Source organism: Pseudomonas sp. NPDC077408, from assembly GCF_050269105.1.
GTDB lineage: Bacteria > Pseudomonadota > Gammaproteobacteria > Pseudomonadales > Pseudomonadaceae > Stutzerimonas.
In genome coordinates this window covers 640,103-658,451 of sequence record NZ_JBNNHS010000002.1, presented here as the reverse complement: position 1 = coordinate 658,451, position 18,349 = coordinate 640,103, and the positions used below count along the sequence as shown (strand labels likewise).

Genomic DNA, 18,349 nt, shown 5'->3' with positions numbered 1-18,349 from the left:
GAGTCGCTATGGGTGATCGGCACGATTATGTCGCCCTGGAGTGGGTGAAAGGCGAAATTGCCGAAACGCTGAAGCAGGCACGGCAGGCCTTGGAAGCGTTCGTCGAAAACCCGCAAGACTCGACGCGGATGCGCTTCTGTCTGACCTACGTGCATCAGGTGCTCGGCACCTTGCAGATGGTTGAGTTTTATGGCGCTGCACTGCTTGCCGAGGAAATGGAGCAGCTCGCCCGTGCGCTGTTGGATGAAAGCGTCGCCAGCCAGACCGAGGCGCTTGAAGTGCTCATGCAGGCGATTCTGCAGATGCCGGTTTATCTGGATCGCATCCAGAGTGCGCGGCGCGATCTACCCATGGTCGTGTTGCCGCTGCTTAACGATCTTCGGGCGGCGCGTGGCGAGAAGCTGTTATCGGAAACCAGCCTGTTTTCGCCAAATATGTCCGCGCGGGCGCCGGCCCTGTCGGGCGAGTTTTTGGCGCAGCGACAGACCGAAGATCTGCCGAGTTTGCTGCGAAAGCTACGGCAGATGTTGCAGGTCGCGTTGGTTGGGGTCATTCGCAACCAGGATCTACCTACCAACCTAAGCTATATGGCGCGAGTCTTCGCGCGTCTGGAAATGCTCTGTAAGGATGCGCCGTTGGGCGCGCTGTGGCAGATCGCATCCGGCGTGGTTGAGGGGCTCGCCAGTGGCGCTGTCGCTAATGGCACCACGGTTCGGAACCTGTTACGGCAGGTAGACAAAGAGCTGAAGCGTCTGGTCACTCAGGGCGCAGAGGGCATCAATCAGGCCGCTCCTGACGAGCTGACCAAGAATCTGCTGTTTTATATCGCCAAGGCGCCGGCTCAGTCGCCCCGCATCCAGGCCTTGAAAGCTGAGTACAGTCTGGATGATGCGTTGCCCGACAGCACGCTAGTCGACGAAGAGCGGGCTCAGCTGGCCGGACCGGACCGCGGCGCCATGCGCTCGGTTGTGGCCGCATTGTGTGAGGAGCTGGTTCGGGTCAAGGACAGCCTGGACCTCTTTGTACGTAGCGACCGTCTGGGACTCACTGAGCTTGGCGCGCTGCAGCCTCCGCTCAAGCAGATTGCCGATACGCTCGCCGTGCTCGGTTTCGGTCAACCACGCCGGATCATTCTAGAGCAGATCAGCCTGGTCGAAGCCTTGGCCAATGGGCAGCAGCAGCCTGACGACGCTGCTTTGATGGATGTCGCGGGCGCCCTGCTGTACGTTGAGGCGACGCTCGCTGGCATGGTTGGGGGTACCGCAGCCGAGCATCGAGGCGAGGAGAGTCACCTCCCAACCACGGACGTCGGCCAGATCCATCGCCTGGTTATCCGAGAGGCGCGTACGGGCCTGGAACAGGCGAAAGACGCGATTATCGAGTTCATCGCCTCCCAATGGAATCACCAACATCTGGCACGTGTTCCGGAGTTGCTGACCCAATCCCGCGGCGGGCTCGCAATGGTTCCCCTTGCCCGCGCTGCGGCCTTGCTGGATGCCTGCAACCGCTACATACAAGAGCAATTGCTGGCGAAGCAGGCGATTCCAGATTGGCAAAGCCTGGATACGCTGGCTGATGCAATAACCAGCGTCGAGTACTACCTCGAGCGTCTCAGCGAAGACTGCGGCTCGCAGGGCGACCTGATTCTGGATGTCGCTGAAGAGAGTCTGCAGGCGTTGGGCTATCCGCTCAGTGAGCAGCCTTCTAGCGAGTTTGGAGAAGCCAGCCCTGAGGCGAGCGTCGAGTCGTCGGATCCGCTCGATGACATCGAAGTGCTGCCTTCCGAGCCAGCGCTGGCCTCCGAGCCTACTGCCGAAATGCAGGAGCAGGCCTCGATACGATCAGATTTTCCGCCTTCCGAGCAGCATCTGGGAGCCGATACCGAGTGGGCCAACGAAGAAGCATTGGGCGTCGACGGTGTGGCGGAGGCTGATTCGTTCGATTGGTCAGGCGAAACTCTCGAACCGACCGAGTTGGAGTCTTTTCAGGCAGATGCTGCTGCGGCAGACGATGCGTCGCATGCTGCTGAAGGACAGCCTGCGGATGATTCGCCGGCCTACGAGCTGGAGTGGAGTGAAGCCGAGATGGCTGCGCTCGATATGCCTGAGGTCGTGCTGCCCGGCCCCATGGTCCATTCAGCTTCTGACGAGTCGGCTATGACCATGGAAGATGTCATGGCTACGCCTGTCGTCTCGGTCAACCCCCCAGCTCGGGATGTTCCGCCGAGCCTTCTGCCTCCGCCTGACGGTGAGGAGGCAGTCGATGATGATTTGCTCGAAGTGTTCATCGAGGAAGCCGCCGAGGTGCTCGAAACCATCGCCGAGTACCTGCCACGTTGGTGTGAGGATCCTTCTGACAAGGGGGCCCTCGGCGAGGTGCGGCGCGCCTTCCATACTCTCAAGGGCAGCGGGCGCATGGTCCGTGCATTGATCATCGGCGAACTCGCCTGGTCAGTCGAAAACCTGCTCAATCGGGTCCTTGATCGCAGCATTGACGTAGGCGAGCCGGTCAAGCAACTGGTACGTGACGTAGTGGCTCTGATGCCAACCCTAGTCGAAGAGTTTGCAGCTAAGGCACAACGCCAGCGCGACGATGTCGATCGGTTGGCTGCCAACGCTCACGCCTTGGCCAAAGGTGAGTTGCCTGAACCTGACCCTCAGGGCAGAGTCGCGATTGACCAGCCGGCCCAGGAAGAGGTGATTGACGAAGTGCTGGATCCGCAGTTGCTGGAGATATTCCGCAACGAGGCAGAAGCGCATCTTGCCACGCTCGTCGACTTTCTCGCCGATTGCGCGCAACGCCTGCCGCAACCAGTTACCGACCCTTTGCAGCGCGCGCTACATACCCTCAAGGGGAGCGCGCACATGGCCGGGATACTTCCGATGGCGGAGATCGCCACGCCATTGGAAAGAATGGTCAAGGAGTTTAAGGCCAACCTGATACAGATGGATCTGGCTGAGGCCGAACTGTTACATACCGCAGAGCAGCTGCTCAGGCGAGGGCTGGAAAATCTTGAGCGTGAGCCGCTGGCAACGATCGAGGGAGCAGAAGATTTCATCGCCAGCGTGCATGCGCTGCATCAGGCACGGCTGGCGGACGCTGGCGAGCGTGGCGATACAGAACAGGGTGAGCCACGCGATCCAGGCATGATTGCGATGTTTCTCTCTGAGGGCATGAACATCCTGCTCGACGCCGAAGCGCTTCTGCAGAGCTGGCGCGAACATCCTGCCGAGCGGCAGGAGCTGACGGCGCTGTTGGAAGAATTGACGACGCTTGGTCTCGGCGCTCAGATGGCCGAGCTTCCGCAAATCGACACGCTGTGCCAGGTGTTACTCGACTTGTATGCGGTCGTGCAGGAAGGTCGTCTCGCAGTCAGTGCACGGTTCTTCGATGACGTTGAACAGGCTCACGAGGCGCTGGTTGGCATGATGGATCAGGTGGCGGCCGGTCTGCAGGTGACCGGACAGCCAGAGCTGGTGGCCCGGCTTGAACAGTTGCTGGCCGAAGCGATTGATCCGCTCACCTTTGATCAACCGGCCGAAGAAAGCTCCATGGCGCCGTCTGCTGCGTTTGACTCAGTCGACGGTGCCAGACAGCCTCAAGCCGAAGCCGAAGCCGAAGCCGAAGCCGAAGCCGAAGCCGAAGCCGAAGCCTGGCTCGCCGAGCCTTTGTTGGGCCAGGACGAGCTAGACGAGGAAATGGTCGAGATCTTTCTTGACGAAGCTGTCGATCTGCTGGAAAGCGCTGGCGGTGCGCTGGAACGCTGGCTGGGAGACCCAGCCAATCAGTTGGCGTTATCGGCCTTGCTGCGTGACCTGCATACCCTCAAAGGCGGCGCGCGGATGGCTGAAATTCGGCCGATTGGCGATCTCGCGCATGAGCTCGAAACCCTCTATGAAGGGCTTTCAGACGGCCGCTACGTGCATACGGATGATCTCGCCACGCTGCTCCTACGCAGCCACGATCAGCTGGCTATTCAACTTGAGCAACTCCAGGCGCACAAGCCAATGGATCCCGCTGCGCGGTTGATTGAGCATATTCGCGCTTACCGGCAAGGGATCGCACCGAGCTTCGACCCGGCTGTTTCGGCCGACGACGAAATGCAAATGGTTGACGAGGACCCGCAGAGGGCTGAGCCCGCTACTGATGACTCAGAGCAACTTGAAGCTGCGGATAGGGCCGATTCCTTACTCGGGCTTGATACCGGCACCGATGAACCTGAGGTCGAACGTGCACCGGGCGACGCCCTCCCGCTTGAAGCGTTGGACCAGCCAGTGGAGCAGGTCGTCGTAGAACTGCCCAAAGAGCCGGAACTGGTCGAATCGCAGGAGCCGACTTCGGCGACCGAGTCAGGCAAGGCAGGAGCCGGCAGCTGGGAAAACCGCGATCCAGAGCTGGTAGAGATCTTTCTAGAGGAAGGGTTTGACATCATCGAGCGCGCCGGAGCCTCGCTTCAACGCTGGATCGATGATGTTGACAATAGTTTTGAGATCGAAGCGTTGCAACGGGATCTGCACACCCTGAAAGGCGGTGCGCGGATGGCGGACATACGCGAGATCGGCGATCTGGCCCACGAGCTGGAGTACCTCTACGAGGGACTGTGCGCCGGTCATTACCGCGCCAGTCCAACCTTGTTCGCCCTACTGCAAACATGCCATGACCGGCTCGCGGCGATGCTCGATGCCGTGCGCGCTTTCCGTGAGCTGCCGGACGGACAAGACCTGATCGCAACCATTCAGCGTTTTCGGGCGAACCCTGAAGAGCAATTGAGCATGCCCAGCAGCGTTGCGTTGAAGGCAGCGCAGGATGCCGCGCAAGACGCTGCCGAAGCCGAGATTCTCGATATTTTTGTCGAAGAAGCGGACGAGCTGTTGGAGGAAATGGAGTCCGCTCTCGGGCGCTGGGAAGCCACAGGTGATGGCGTCGCGCCCCTGGCCGACATGATGCGGGTGCTCCATACCCTGAAAGGTGGTGCGCGGCTGGCGGCTCAAGGTCGTTTGGGCGACATGGCACATGACCTGGAGCAACGTCTCAGTGAGGCGCAACTGCAAGGCGGCCCATGGACTGACAGCCTGTTTCTGGACGTGCAGGGCAGCTATGACGCATTGCTCAAAGAGGTCGAGTCGATGCGCTCGCGGCTTATAACTGAGCCCTATCTGGAGACAGACTCACAGCCGCAGGACAATGCACAGGCGGAGCACACAAGCTCGTCCGTCATCGTGCTCGAAACGCCTATCGTGGCCGCCAGTGCCCAGGCTCCGATCAGCACCTTGCCGGCTAAGGTTCTGCCATTCATCCGGCGCGCCGAACAGGCTGCACTGGATGCCGCTTCACGCCGCGCACCGCAGGAACTGGTCAAGGTGCCTGCGGACCTTTTGGAGGGATTGGTCAACCTGGCGGGCGAAACATCAATTTTCCGCGGTCGGGTTGAGCAGCAGGTCAGCGACGTTGGCTTCACCCTGGGCGAGATGGAAGCCACTATCGAGCGGGTACGCGACCAGTTGCGACGGCTGGACACCGAAACCCAGGCGCAGATTCTTAGCCGCTATCAGGCCGAAGCGGAGCGTGCAGGCTACGACGACTTCGATCCGCTGGAAATGGACCGGCATTCGCAGTTGCAGCAGCTGTCACGCGCGCTGTTCGAGTCGGCATCGGACCTGCTGGATCTAAAGGAAACCCTGGCCGCGCGTAATCGCGACGCCGAAACCTTGCTGCTGCAGCAGGCGCGGGTCAACACGGAGCTGCAGGAAGGCCTCATGCGCACCCGCATGGTTCCCTTCGATCGGTTGGTGCCTCGTTTGCGCCGGATCGTTCGTCAGGTGGCTGGCGAGCTAGGCAAGCAGGTCGAGTTCCAGGTGGGCAATGCGACAGGTGAGATGGACCGCAGCGTACTCGAGCGCATCGTTGCGCCATTGGAGCATATGCTGCGCAACGCGGTTGACCACGGTATTGAAGTCGGCGCCAAGCGTGTCGCAGCAGGTAAGCCCGAGCAGGGCAACATTCGCCTGGACCTGAGCCGTGAAGGCGGGGATATCGTGCTGGCGTTGAGCGATGACGGTGCAGGCATCAACCTTGAAGCCGTTCGCCGCAAGGCGATCGAGCGCGGCTTGATGCAGTCCGGCATCGAACTGTCGGACCATGACGTGCTGCAGTTCATTCTCGAGGCCGGTTTCTCGACCGCCGAGCAAGTGACGCAGATATCCGGCCGTGGCGTCGGAATGGATGTTGTGCACTCCGAGGTCAAGCAGCTCGGGGGCTCCATGAGCATCGAGTCTACGCTTGGTAAAGGGACACGCTTCCTGATCCGCCTGCCATTCACGGTGTCGGTCAATCGGGCGCTGATGGTGTACTCCGGCGAGGACCTTTATGCGATTCCGCTGAACACGATCGAGGGTATCGTGCGTGTGTCGCCTTACGAACTCGAAGCCTATTACCAGCCTGGTGCTTCGCGCTTCGAGTATGCGGGACAGACCTATGAGTTGCGCTACCTAGGCGAGCTGCTTAACAACGGTCAGCGGCCAAAGCTGGTCGGGCAAAGCCTGCCATTACCGGTGATCCTGGTGCGTTCGAATGACCACAGTGTGGCGGTACAGGTCGATAGCCTTGCAGGCTCCCGAGAAATTGTGGTGAAGGGCTTGGGGCCGCAATTTGCCACTGTGCCCGGTATTTCCGGTGCGACCATCCTCGGCGATGGCCGAGTGGTGGTGATCCTCGATCTGCTCGCGACCATCCGTGTTCTGCATGCGCATCTGCTCACCCAGCAGCAACCATTGCGCCTGCTCGGCGAAGACGAGCCGGGCGATATTGAAGTCGATCGGCCGACGCTGGTGATGGTCGTTGACGATTCGGTGACTGTGCGCAAGGTCACCAGCCGCCTCCTCGAGCGGAACGGAATGAACGTGCTGACGGCCAAGGATGGTGTCGACGCAATCACGCAGCTGCAGGAGCGCAAGCCGGACATCATCCTGCTGGATATCGAGATGCCGCGGATGGACGGTTTCGAAGTTGCGACGCTGGTGCGCCACGATGAGCATCTGAAGGATCTGCCCATCATCATGATTACCTCGCGAACCGGCGAAAAGCACAGGGATAGGGCCATGGCCATCGGTGTGAACGAGTACCTTGGAAAGCCTTATCAGGAATCGCTGCTACTCGAGACAATCCAGAAGTTGGTTCCGCGTCATGAGTGAAGTCAGCCCCGCCCGTATCGGTGTGATCGCAGACACTTCGTTGCAGCGCCATGTGTTGCAGCAGGCCTTGAGTGCCAATGGTTACAACGTCGTGCTCAACTGCGACCCGGCGCGGATTGAGGAATCAGACCTGGTGGCAGCGCAAGCCGACCTGTGGCTGGTTGATCTGGCGCAGACGGAGGATTCCCCGCTGGTCAATGCCTTGCTCGAGCGGGACAGCTGTCCGGTTTTGTTTGGCGAGGGGCACGCGCCGGAGCGTCACTCCGAACATTATCCGCGCTGGGAACGGCGCATGTTTGGCAAGCTGAAGCGGTTGGTTGGCGACCCTTCTCGAGTTGTGGGCCCACGTCTTGAGGTTCTGCGTGGAGAAGCGGAACGTGCCACCCGCCTGGCGTTGCCTGGCACGCTGCTGGCTGCGGCTGATTCGATCGCCGGGGAACCTGCCCGCGAAGTATGGCTACTGGCGGCATCGCTGGGCGGGCCAGAGGCGGTAAAGGCTTTTCTTGATGCGCTGCCGGTGGGACTGCCGGTTGGCTTCGTCTACGCCCAGCATATCGAGGCAAGCTTCGAATCGGCCCTATCGCAAGCGGTGGGGCGCCACAGTCAGTGGAGCGTTAATCAAAGTCGTGCAAACGACTCGATACGTTGCGGTGAGGTGGTCGTGGCGCCTATCAGCGAGGAGATGGGGTTCGGCAAGGACGGCGTCATGCTGCTCCATGGGCGAAGCTGGCCCGAGCCCTATAGTCCGTCCATCGATCAGATGATGCTTAATCTGGCTCAGCAGTTCGGTGATCGTTGCGGTGTTATCGCATTCAGCGGCATGGGCAGCGATGGCAATGCCGCAGCCGCCTATGTTTTACGTCAGGGCGGCAGGGTCTGGACCCAACGAGCCGACTCTTGCGTCTGCTCGAGCATGCCCGACAGCCTCCGCGAGGGTGGTTATAGCTCGCTCAGCGGTGACCCTCGCGAGCTGGCTCAGGCCTTGGTCAATCATTTTGCGCAACAGGCCAGCCAGCCCGTTGCGGCATTGCAACTGGATAACCTATGAGTCAAGCCGCTATTACTCAGGATGCCTCTGCCAGCCTAACCGGGCTTCTGGTCCCCTTAGCCGACCGAATGCTTCTAGTGCCAAACGTCGCGTTAGCCGAGCTTATTCCTTATCGCGCTCCGCAGTCGGCGCAAGGCACCCCGCCCTGGTTCCTTGGGCAGGTGTCGTGGCGAGACCTGACATTGCCGCTGTTGTCCTTCGAGGCGGCATCGGGCGGTCAACCCAGCACCGGGGCCGGTTCGCGCGTAGCCGTGCTAAATGCCCTGGGTGGGCGTGATCATGTGAAGTTCATCGCTTTGCTGGTTCAGGGTATCCCGCGCTCGGTCAAGGTTGACCCAAATTTGGCACGCTCGGACGTCCCGTTGGCCCCCCTGGAGTTGGATGCGGTCAACCTGGGCGATGTCCAGGCGCGCATACCGGACCTTATCGCGCTGGAGCAGAAACTGGCGGACGCCGGCCTGATCTGAGTCGGGACATGCCGGTCGTGTCGGCCGGTCGTCAGGTCAACTGCCGTGTTTTTCCGCTCAGGCGTCAGACTGGAAGTCACCCCAGAGTTGCTGCGCGATGCTAAGTGCCACCACCGGGGCGGTTTCTGTGCGCAATATTCGTGGCCCTAGGCGGGCCGGTTGAAACCCTGCATTGCGCGCCAGTTCAACCTCGGCGTCATTCAAGCCGCCTTCGGGGCCAATTAGAAACGCCAATGTAGCCGGTGGGCGATGCGAGGATAGCGGCTCAGCTACCGGATGCAGGACCAGTTTCAGCTCCGCGTCCAGCTCCAGCCAATCCTGCAGTGGCATTGGTGGGTGAATGGTCGGGACGACCGAACGTCCACACTGTTCGCATGCGCTTATGGCGATCTGGCGCCAGTGCGCCAAGCGCTTATCGGCACGTTCGTCATTCAGCCGTACTTCACAGCGCTCGCTGACGATTGGCGTGATTTCCGCAGCGCCCAATTCGGTCGCTTTCTGAATGGCCCAATCCATACGCTCGCCGCGCGACAGCCCTTGGCCCAGGTGGATCTTCAGCTTTGATTCGGGCAAGCCAGGGCGCTGCTCATGCAGTCGGACCTTCACATGCTTCTTGCTCACCTCCACCAGTTCGCCGCAGAACTCCTGGCCGCTGCCGTCGAACAGCTGCACTCCAGCGCCCACGGGCAGTCGCAGAACCCGGCTGAGGTAATGCGCTGAAGCTTCCGGTAGCTCGCATGTACCAAGTGAGAGAGGCGTGTCGATGAAGAGTCGGGATATGCGCATCGGAAAGCTACGGTCGAAGGTTGGGGCGGCAGTTTATAGCGTCGGCCGTGTACCCTGAAGCCCAAAGCCTGTGTCGGTGCTAGCCGGGATCGTGGAATGTGCTGGGCGCGCCCGGTGCCAGAGCAACGCTGATTGCCGCGCGTGTCGCAATATCGATGCCTTCGGTAGCCACGTCGGCAAGAAAGTCGATCTGCTCCTCGGTGATGGTATAGGGCGGCAGGAAGTACACCACGCTGCCCAGCGGGCGTAACAATGCGCCACGTTGCAGAGCGTGCTGGTAGACCTTCAAGCCGCGGCGTTCTTGCCAGGGATAGGGAGTTTTGCTGGCTTTGTGCTGCACCATCTCGATGGCAACGGCCATGCCGGTCTGGCGCACCTCGGCCACGTTCGGGTGATCGCTCAGGTGTGCGGTGGCCTTGGCCATGCGGGTTGCCAACACTTTGTTGGCCTCTAGGATGTTGTCTTGCTCGAAGATGTCGAGGGTGGCCAACGCCGCCGCGCAGGCCAGGGGATTGCCGGTATAGGTGTGCGAATGAAGAAAGGCCCGTAAGGTCGAGTAATCGTCATAGAACGCCTGGTACAGCTTGTCGGTGGTCAGCACAGCGGCCATGGGCAGGTAGCCGCCGGTCAATGCCTTTGACAGACAAAGGAAGTCCGGTGTGATCCCGGCTTGCTCGCAGGCAAACATGGTGCCGGTGCGGCCGAAGCCTACCGCAATCTCATCATGGATGAGATGCACCTCGTACCGGTCACAGGCCTCTCGTAGCAGCTTGAGGTAGATCGGGTGGTACATGCGCATGCCGCCTGCACCCTGGATCAGGGGCTCGACGATCACTGCCGCAATGTCGTCATGGTGCTCGGCCAGGGTTTGCTCCATATGGGCGAACATGGTGCGCGAATGATCTTCCCAGCTCACGCCTTCTGGACGCAGGTAGCAATCCGGGCTCGGTACCTTAAACGTGTCCAGCAAGAGCGGCTTATAGGTGTCGGTGAACAGCGCTACATCGCCTACCGACATGGCTGCGACCGTTTCGCCGTGGTAGCTGTTGGTCAGGGTGACGAACCGTTGCTTGCCTGGGCGTCCGATATTGCGCCAGTAGTGGAAGCTCATCTTCAGCGCGACTTCAATGCCGGTCGATCCATTATCGGTGTAGAACACCCGATCGAGCCCGGCAGGCGTGATGTTGACCAGCCGCTCCGACAGTTCAACCACCGGCTGGTGGCTGAAGCCGGCAAGCATGACGTGTTCGAGCTGATCGAGCTGGTCTTTGATGCGTTGATTGATGCGCGGGTTGGCGTGCCCGAATACATTGACCCACCAGGAGCTGACGGCGTCCAGATAGCGTTTCCCATCGAAATCCTCAAGCCAGACGCCCTCGCCGCGCCGGATTGGAATCAGAGGAAGCTGCTCATGATCTTTCATCTGAGTGCAGGGGTGCCAGAGCACGGACAGGTCACGCTGCATCCAGCTGTCATTCAGGCTCATCGTTGCTCCTTGGTATAGACATCGGCGCAGCCTAGCAGAAACCGCGCGGCGGTCCGTTCAGTGAAAGCGGACCTATCTACCGGGCCGATATTTTGAAACGAAAAAATGCGATTCATTTCGATCTGTTAGCCGTTAGGCTAAGCGCGTTAATCAGTTCGGGACTTAGCAATGCAATGGCGAAACTCTTCCACTAACTACGGTCTGGTCAGCATCACGATGCATTGGCTGGTAGCGGTTGCCGTAGTCGGCCTGTTTGCGCTGGGTTATTGGATGGTCGGGCTGACCTATTACAGCAGCTGGTACCGCACGGCGCCGGACATCCACAAAAGTATCGGCTTGCTCTTGCTGGCCCTGATGATTCTGCGCGTCACCTGGCGCTTCCTTAGCAGCGGCCCAGCGCCACTTGCTAGCCACGGCCGATTGACGCGGTTGGCGACCAAGGCGGGTCACGGTGTGCTCTACCTTGGCCTGTTCGCAGTGATGATTTCGGGCTACCTCATTTCCACGGCAGACGGCCGCAGCATTAGCGTGTTCGGCTGGTTCGAAGTGCCTGCGCTGATCACCTCGATTCCGGATCAGGAAGACATAGCCGGACTGATCCACGAATACCTCGCCTGGGGACTGGTAATTTTCTCCGGTCTGCATGCCCTGGCGGCTCTGAAGCACCATTTCATCGATCGCGATCCGACGCTCAAGCGAATGTTCGGACGCGCCGATGCCTGACAAACCTCGAAAGGAGTATTCCATGTTGAAGAAAAGCTTCGCTGCACTGGCCCTGGGCTCGATGATGCTTGCTGGCCAGGCGTTTGCTGCTGACTACGCGATCGACACCAAAGGCCAGCACGCCTTCGTTAACTTCAAGATCAGCCACCTGGGTTATAGCTGGCTTTGGGGCTCCTTCAGGGAGTTCGACGGCAGCTTCAGCTTCGATGCCGCGAAGCCTGAAGCAAGCAGCGTGAAGGTAACGCTGAAGACGGACAGCGTCTTTTCCAACCATGCCGAGCGTGACAAGCATCTGCGCAGCGAGGATTTCCTGAACGTGTCTGAGCACCCAACGGCGACGTTCGCGTCCACCTCGGTCAAGCCGACTGGTGACGGTACTGCTGATATCACGGGCGATCTGACCCTAAACGGCGTCACCAAGCCGGTGGTCATTGCGGCTAAGTTCCTCGGCGAAGGCAAGGACCCATGGGGCGGCTACCGTGCAGGCTTTGAAGGCACGACGACGCTCAAGTTGAAAGACTTCGATATCAAAATGGATCTTGGCCCGGCTTCGCAGTCAGTTGATCTGCTCATCTCGGTCGAAGGCATCCGCCAGTAATCGACAATAGTCACCAGGCGCCGGCGTAAGCCGGCGTTCTGCTTTTTGTGCGGTGGTCAGGGGCGCGTCCAGGCATTTTGCAGCGTTCTTGACAGCATCGGTATCAGCGCGATAGCCCGTCGGAGACGCAATCGCCTGTTTACAAACACTAATGCATGTAAGTATATTCGCCGCATTCTGCCATTCGAGTCTGCCCAGGCTGTTCAGCTCTAGGGCCATTTGTTCAATGAGGTCACTCCCGATGCTGATCAAACCAGCCAGTGCTGTTCTGATTCCACTTTTCGTCGCCGTAGCACTGCTCAGCGGTTGTCAGGACGAACAAGCGGCGGCGCCGGCGGGGAAGCCGGCCCCTCAGGTTGGCATCGTGACACTCGGAGCTGAGCCGTTCGAACTGACAACGGAGCTGCCGGGGCGAACCACAGCCTTCCGCGTTGCCGAGGTCCGGCCGCAGGTCAGCGGCATCATTCAGAAGCGCCTGTTCACAGAAGGGAGTGAAGTAAAGAAGGGTCAGCAGCTCTATCAGATCGATCCGGCCGTATACGAGGCCACCCTGAAAAGTGCTCAGGCGCGGCTGGCGTCGGCCAAGTCGCTGTCTGATCGCTATGCGCTGCTGGTCAAGGAACAGGCGGTGAGCCAGCAAGCCCATGATGAGGCTCGGGCTGCGTCTCTGCAGGCCCAGGCCGAGCTGGAACGGGCGAAAATCGATGTTCGCTATACCAAAGTACTTGCGCCCATCTCCGGGCGTATAGGCCGCTCCGCGGTGACGGAAGGGGCGTTGGTCAGCAATGGCCAGGCGCAGGAGTTGGCGACCATCCAGCAGCTCGATCCGATCTATGTCGACGTGACCCAGCCGGTACAGGACTTGATTGCGCTGCGGCGCGACCTGGAAAGCGGCCGGCTGCAGCAGGCCGGGGACAGCGCGGCCAAGGCCCGGCTGATCTTGCCGGACGGCTCCGAATATCCGCATGACGGTACGCTGGAAGTCTCCGAAGTGTCCGTGGACGAAGGCACGGGCTCGGTCACCATACGCGCCAAGTTCCCTAATCCTGAGAAAGAGCTGCTGCCTGGCATGTTCGTTCACGCGCGCTTGCCGGCTGGTGTTCGAGAGCAGGCATTGCTGGTGCCTCAACAGGGCGTTACCCGTGACGCTCGTGGTGAGCCGACGGCGATGGTTGTAGGCGCCGACAACAAGGTCGAACTGCGTCAGATCAAAACCGAGCGTGCAGTCGGTAATCGCTGGCTGGTGAGTGAAGGCTTGCAGCCAGGTGACCGCGTGATTACCGAAGGGCTACAGTTCATTCGCCCAGGTGTTGAGGTCAATGCGCAGCCAGCCGGTAACGTCAAGCAGGCCGGGCAGAGCAATGGCCAGGCTGGCGCAGCCGCCGCTGGCCAAGAGGGATAACCAGACATGTCCAAGTTCTTCATCGACCGGCCCATCTTTGCCTGGGTGATCGCCCTGGTGCTGATGCTTGCCGGAGCGTTGGCGGTCCTCAAGCTGCCAGTCAACCAGTACCCGAGCATCGCGCCGCCGAACGTCTCGATTTCGGTCAACTACCCGGGCGCTTCGGCGCGAACGGTTCAGGACACCGTCGTCCAGGTCATCGAACAGCAGCTCAATGGCCTCGATGGTCTGCGTTACATCTCATCGGAAAGTAACTCCGATGGCAGCATGACGATCAACGTGACGTTCGAGCAGGGCACCGACCCTGATATCGCGCAGGTGCAGGTACAGAACAAGCTGCAGCTCGCCACGCCGCTGCTGCCCCAAGCAGTTCAGCAGCAGGGCATACGTGTGTCGAAGTCGGCGCGCAACTTCCTGATGGTGGTGGCGCTGGTGTCCAAGGACGGGCAACAGAGCAACTTCGACCTGGCCAACTACATCGTCGCTAACGTGCAGGATCCAATTTCGCGTACGCCTGGTGTCGGTGACTTCCAGGTGTTCGGCGCCCAGTATGCGATGCGGATCTGGTTAGACCCGGCCAAACTGCAGCAGTACCAACTGACCGCAGTGGACGTCCGGTCTGCGATCCAGGAGCAGAACGTCCAGGTTTCATCCGGTCAGCTCGGTGGTCTGCCGGCGGTGGAAACCCAGCAGCTCAACGCCACGATCATTGGCAAGACCCGTCTGGAGACGCCGGAGCAGTTCGCGAAGATCTTGCTGAAGGTTAACGCCGATGGATCACAGGTGCGCCTGCGTGACGTGGCCAAGGTCGAGCTCGGCGCCGAAAGCTATGCAATTCGCGCCGAGTACAACGGCCGGCCTGCAGCAGGTTTGGGGATACGCCTAGCGGCGGGTGGCAACGCGCTTGATACCGCAACAGCGGTCCGCCAGACGATCTCCGAGCTGGAGCCTTTCTTCCCGCCTGGCGTCGAAGTGGTCTACCCCTACGACACCACGCCGGTCATCTCGGCCTCTATCGAAGGCGTAGTCCACACGCTGATAGAAGCCTTTGTACTGGTGTTCCTGGTGATGTTCCTGTTCCTGCAGAACCTGCGGGCCACGCTTATCCCGACGCTGGCCGTGCCGGTGGTAATCCTCGGCACCTTCGCGGTCCTGCTGACATTCGGATACAGCATCAACACGCTCACCATGTTCGCCATGATTCTGGCGATCGGTCTGCTGGTGGACGATGCCATCGTGGTGGTGGAGAACGTCGAACGGGTGATGCGCGAGGAGGGGCTCTCGGCGCGTGAGGCGACGCGCAAATCGATGGGGCAGATCCAAGGCGCGCTGGTAGGCATCGGGGTGGTGCTTTCCGCTGTACTGTTGCCGATGGCGTTTTTCGGCGGATCCACCGGGGTTATTTACCGTCAGTTCTCCATCACCATGGTTTCAGCCATGGTGCTCTCGGTACTGGTCGCGCTGATTTTCACGCCAGCGCTGTGCGCCACCATCCTCAAGCCGCACAGTGGCGATCATGAGGGTAAGCGCGGTTTCTTCGGCTGGTTCAACCGCACCTTCGAGCGCGGAACCCTGCGCTACGAGCGTGGTGTGACTGCGGTGCTGCGGCGCAAGGCACCCTATCTGCTGATGTATCTGCTTATCGTCGGCATCATGATCTGGATGTTCACGCGCATTCCAACTGCATTCCTTCCCGAGGAAGATCAGGGTGTGCTGTTCGCCCAGGTGCAGACACCTGCCGGTTCGTCTGCTAGCCGCACCCAGGAAGTCGTCGAGCAGATGCGGGATTATCTGCTGACCGAGGAAAGCGAGACGGTTAATTCGGTATTTACCATTACCGGCTTCAACTTCGCAGGCCGTGGCCAAAGTTCAGGCATGGCCTTCATCATGCTCAAGCCGTGGGAAGAGCGCACCGAGCCTGGGCAGGGTGTATTCGAGCTGGCTGAGCGTGCCCAGGGGTACTTCTTCAGTCTTCGCGATGCCATGGTGTTCGCCTTCGCGCCGCCTGCGGTGATGGAGCTGGGTAATGCCACTGGTTTCGATGTGTATCTGCAGGACCAGGCCGGGCTCGGCCATGAAGCCCTGAGCAACGCGCGTGACCAGTTCATGCAGCTGGCCGCTGAGGACCCAGCGCTCACCGGCGTTCGTTTCAACGGGATGCGCGACGAACCGCAGTACCGCCTGATCATCGACGACGAAAAGGCGCGCGCCCTTCAGGTTTCCCTTGCCGCGATCAACGACTCGCTGTCCATCGCCTGGGGCTCGAGTTACGTCAATGACTTCATTGATCGTGGGCGGGTCAAGCGCGTCTACATGCAGGGCGAACCTACTTCGCGGATGAACCCGGAAGATCTCGGCAAATGGTATGTGCGCAACGCTGCAGGCGAAATGGTGCCGTTTACTGCCTTCGCCACCGGTGAATGGACGTATGGCCCGCCCAAGCTGACTCGTTTCAATGGCGTGCCGGCGATGGAAATTCTGGGAGCGGCTGCACCAGGCTACAGCTCCGGTGAGGCCATGGCGGCGGTCGAGCGGATCGCCGCGCAATTGCCGGCTGGCATCGGTTTCTCATGGACTGGCCAGTCCTATGAAGAGAGGCTGTCCGGATCGCAGGCACCGGCACTGTATGCCCTGTCGCTGCTCGTGGTATTCCTCGCGCTCGCGGCCCTGTACGAGAGTTGGTCGGTTCCGCTCTCGGTCATGCTCGTTGTGCCGCTGGGTATTGTTGGTGCGCTGGCGTTCACCATGGGGCGCGGGTTGTCGAATGACGTCTTCTTCCAGGTTGGTCTGCTGACCACCGTAGGCTTGTCGGCGCGTAACGCAATCCTGATCGTTGAGTTCGCGAAGACCTTGCACGAGCAGGGCATGACACTAACCGAGGCGGCGATCGAAGCCTGCCGCATTCGTTTACGTCCTATCATCATGACCTCGCTGGCATTCATGCTTGGCGTACTTCCGCTGGCGATTTCCAGCGGGGCGGGTGCTGGCAGCAAACATGCGATCGGTACAGGTGTGATCGGCGGCATGCTCAGCGCCATGCTGTTGGCGATCTTCTGGGTGCCGCTGTTCTATGTCCTGGTGTCTTCGCTGGGTAAGCGCAGAAAGACAGTAGGCGACGAGCAAAACGGAGAGGCGCAATGAACAAGTCAGTACTGAGCCTGGCGCTGATGGCAGCGCTGAGCGGTTGCTCGTTAATGCCTGATTACCAGCGCCCCGACGCACCAACGCCCGAGTCCTGGCCCGAGGGTGAGGCTTACATCGGTTCTGCCAGTGCGGTGAAAGGGCGACAGATGGAGATGGAGTGGCAGGCCTTCTTCAGGGATCCCGCCCTACGTGAGTTGATACGCGTAGCTCTGGAAAACAACCGCGACCTTCGGGTTGCGGCGCTAAATGTCGATGCGTATCGCGCGCTCTACCGTGTTCAGCGGGCCGATCTGTTGCCGCTGGTAAGTGGCGACGCGGCCGGCAGTCGTACTCGAACGCCTGGAGATCTGAACCAGACCGGCGACGGTGCCATCAGCAGCCAGTACAGCGCGACGCTCGGTGTCTCGTGGGAACTGGACCTGTTTGGGCGCCTGGGTAGTCTGCGTGAACAGGCGCTACAGCAGTATTTCGCCACCGAGGCAGCACAGCGGAGCACTCGGATCAGTCTGATCGCGAGCGTTGCCAATGCCTGGCTGACCTTGCAGGCCGATCAGGCTCTGTTGCAGGTGAGCCGTGACACGCTGAATGCCTATGAGGAAAGCCTCTCACTTACTCAGCGCAGCTTCGATGTCGGCGTAGCCTCGGCGCTCGAGCTGAGCCAGGCGCGCAGCGCGGTCGATACCGCACGAGTGGGGATCGAGCGTTATACCCGCCAGGTTGCTCAGGACCGCAACGCCCTCACGCTGCTGCTTGGCCAGAACATTCCATTGAACTTGCCGGCCGATGGTCGGCTGGAGCGCGACCTGCTGGCCACGGTTCCGGTAGGGCTACCGTCAGACTTGCTCTATAAGCGTCCGGACATCATTCAAGCTGAATATCAGCTACGCGCTGCCAACGCGAATATCGGGGCGGCGAGGGCGGCGTTCTTCCCGCGTATCAGCCTCACTGGTGCGGTAGGTACCGCGAGCAGTGAGCTGTCCGGGCTGTTCGATGGTGGCTCCAGCTACTGGAACTTTTCTCCGAGCATCAGTGTGCCCATCTTCAATGCCGGGCAGCTGCGTGCCAACCTCGACTACGCCGAGATCAGCCGCAACATCCAGGTGGCTCAGTATGAACAGGCAATCCAGACGGCGTTCCGTGAGGTAGCGGATGGGCTGGCCGCCCAGGCGACCTATGTTCGCCAGTTGCAGGCTCAGCGTGACTTGTTGGAGACCAGCGAAGACTACTATCGTCTCGCCGAGAGGCGTTACCGGACGGGCGTAGACAGCTACCTGACGTTGCTCGATGCACAGCGTCAGCTGTTCGAAGTGCAGCAGCAATACATAAGTGACCGTCTGGCACAGATGATCAGTGAAGTGGAGTTGTTCAAGGCGTTGGGTGGCGGTTGGGATGCTAACGCCGAGGCTATCCCAGGGCCGGGTTGAGTCTGTCTCGCGACGCTTGCCGTCGGTCGATGGTGTGATTACCGAGCTAACGCTCAAACAAAAACGCCGCCTTTGAGGGCG

General features: G+C 60.4%; 10 protein-coding genes. 8 read left to right on the top strand and 2 right to left on the bottom strand.

Features of this window, described 5'->3' with window-relative positions; translation table 11 throughout:
- Window positions 1-8 precede the first annotated feature (8 nt).
- The 3 genes from ACQKEK_RS07985 to ACQKEK_RS07975 are packed head-to-tail and all read left to right on the top strand — an operon-like array spanning window position 9 to window position 8,705.
- A complete protein-coding gene (locus ACQKEK_RS07985) occupies window positions 9-7,190 on the top strand; it encodes a hybrid sensor histidine kinase/response regulator (RefSeq protein WP_499167586.1) in 7,182 nt (2,393 codons plus the stop codon).
- The gene (locus ACQKEK_RS07980) at window positions 7,183-8,238 is read left to right on the top strand and encodes a chemotaxis protein CheB (protein ID WP_499141927.1); all 1,056 of its coding nucleotides are present in this window, start codon (window positions 7,183-7,185) and stop codon (window positions 8,236-8,238) included. Before ACQKEK_RS07985 ends, ACQKEK_RS07980 begins: the two co-directional genes overlap by 8 nt.
- Window positions 8,235-8,705 (top strand): chemotaxis protein CheW, encoded by a 471-nt coding sequence (locus ACQKEK_RS07975; RefSeq protein WP_499141926.1) that lies wholly within the window; start codon window positions 8,235-8,237, stop codon window positions 8,703-8,705. Before ACQKEK_RS07980 ends, ACQKEK_RS07975 begins: the two co-directional genes overlap by 4 nt.
- Window positions 8,706-8,762: 57 nt before the next feature.
- On the opposite strand, the gene ACQKEK_RS07970 is transcribed toward ACQKEK_RS07975, so the two are convergent.
- A complete protein-coding gene (locus tag ACQKEK_RS07970; RefSeq protein WP_499141924.1) occupies window positions 8,763-9,491 on the bottom strand; it encodes a 16S rRNA (uracil(1498)-N(3))-methyltransferase in 729 nt (242 codons plus the stop codon).
- A 79-nt stretch (window positions 9,492-9,570) separates the two neighbouring features.
- Window positions 9,571-10,977: an adenosylmethionine--8-amino-7-oxononanoate transaminase gene (locus ACQKEK_RS07965; protein WP_499141923.1), complete on the bottom strand. Its 1,407-nt coding sequence runs from the start codon at window positions 10,975-10,977 to the stop codon at window positions 9,571-9,573.
- A gap of 168 nt (window positions 10,978-11,145) precedes the next feature.
- Between ACQKEK_RS07965 and ACQKEK_RS07960 the strand changes: the two genes are divergently transcribed.
- The 5 genes from ACQKEK_RS07960 to adeC all read left to right on the top strand — a co-directional run bounded on the left by ACQKEK_RS07960 (window position 11,146) and on the right by adeC (window position 18,268).
- Entirely contained in the window at window positions 11,146-11,700 is a 555-nt protein-coding gene (locus ACQKEK_RS07960) for a cytochrome b (protein ID WP_045423743.1), read from the top strand.
- 22 nt (window positions 11,701-11,722) lie between these two features.
- A complete protein-coding gene (locus tag ACQKEK_RS07955) occupies window positions 11,723-12,298 on the top strand; it encodes a YceI family protein (RefSeq protein WP_499141921.1) in 576 nt (191 codons plus the stop codon).
- Between the two features lie 241 nt (window positions 12,299-12,539).
- Entirely contained in the window at window positions 12,540-13,700 is a 1,161-nt protein-coding gene (locus ACQKEK_RS07950; RefSeq protein ID WP_064480813.1) for an efflux RND transporter periplasmic adaptor subunit, read from the top strand.
- Window positions 13,701-13,706: 6 nt separating this feature from the next.
- Window positions 13,707-16,841 carry an efflux RND transporter permease subunit gene (locus ACQKEK_RS07945; protein WP_499141920.1) on the top strand — a complete coding sequence of 1,045 codons (3,135 nt, stop codon included), beginning with the start codon at window positions 13,707-13,709 and terminating at the stop codon, window positions 16,839-16,841.
- Window positions 16,838-18,268, top strand: a complete 1,431-nt coding sequence (gene adeC, locus ACQKEK_RS07940; RefSeq protein WP_499141919.1) for an AdeC/AdeK/OprM family multidrug efflux complex outer membrane factor — start codon at window positions 16,838-16,840, stop codon at window positions 18,266-18,268. Before ACQKEK_RS07945 ends, adeC begins: the two co-directional genes overlap by 4 nt.
- The last annotated feature ends 81 nt before the right edge of the window (window positions 18,269-18,349 follow it).

What these genes read in the sequence shown, in the direction of transcription:
- ACQKEK_RS07985 (WP_499167586.1), top strand. Translation starts at nt 9, where the DNA reads ATGGGTGATCGGCACGATTATGTCGCCCTGGAGTGGGTGAAAGGCGAA.
- ACQKEK_RS07980 (WP_499141927.1), top strand. Translation starts at nt 7,183, where the DNA reads ATGAGTGAAGTCAGCCCCGCCCGTATCGGTGTGATCGCAGACACTTCG.
- ACQKEK_RS07975 (WP_499141926.1), top strand. Translation starts at nt 8,235, where the DNA reads ATGAGTCAAGCCGCTATTACTCAGGATGCCTCTGCCAGCCTAACCGGG.
- ACQKEK_RS07970 (WP_499141924.1), bottom strand. Translation starts at nt 9,491, where the DNA reads ATGCGCATATCCCGACTCTTCATCGACACGCCTCTCTCACTTGGTACA.
- ACQKEK_RS07965 (WP_499141923.1), bottom strand. Translation starts at nt 10,977, where the DNA reads ATGAGCCTGAATGACAGCTGGATGCAGCGTGACCTGTCCGTGCTCTGG.
- ACQKEK_RS07960 (WP_045423743.1), top strand. Translation starts at nt 11,146, where the DNA reads ATGCAATGGCGAAACTCTTCCACTAACTACGGTCTGGTCAGCATCACG.
- ACQKEK_RS07955 (WP_499141921.1), top strand. Translation starts at nt 11,723, where the DNA reads ATGTTGAAGAAAAGCTTCGCTGCACTGGCCCTGGGCTCGATGATGCTT.
- ACQKEK_RS07950 (WP_064480813.1), top strand. Translation starts at nt 12,540, where the DNA reads ATGCTGATCAAACCAGCCAGTGCTGTTCTGATTCCACTTTTCGTCGCC.
- ACQKEK_RS07945 (WP_499141920.1), top strand. Translation starts at nt 13,707, where the DNA reads ATGTCCAAGTTCTTCATCGACCGGCCCATCTTTGCCTGGGTGATCGCC.
- adeC (WP_499141919.1), top strand. Translation starts at nt 16,838, where the DNA reads ATGAACAAGTCAGTACTGAGCCTGGCGCTGATGGCAGCGCTGAGCGGT.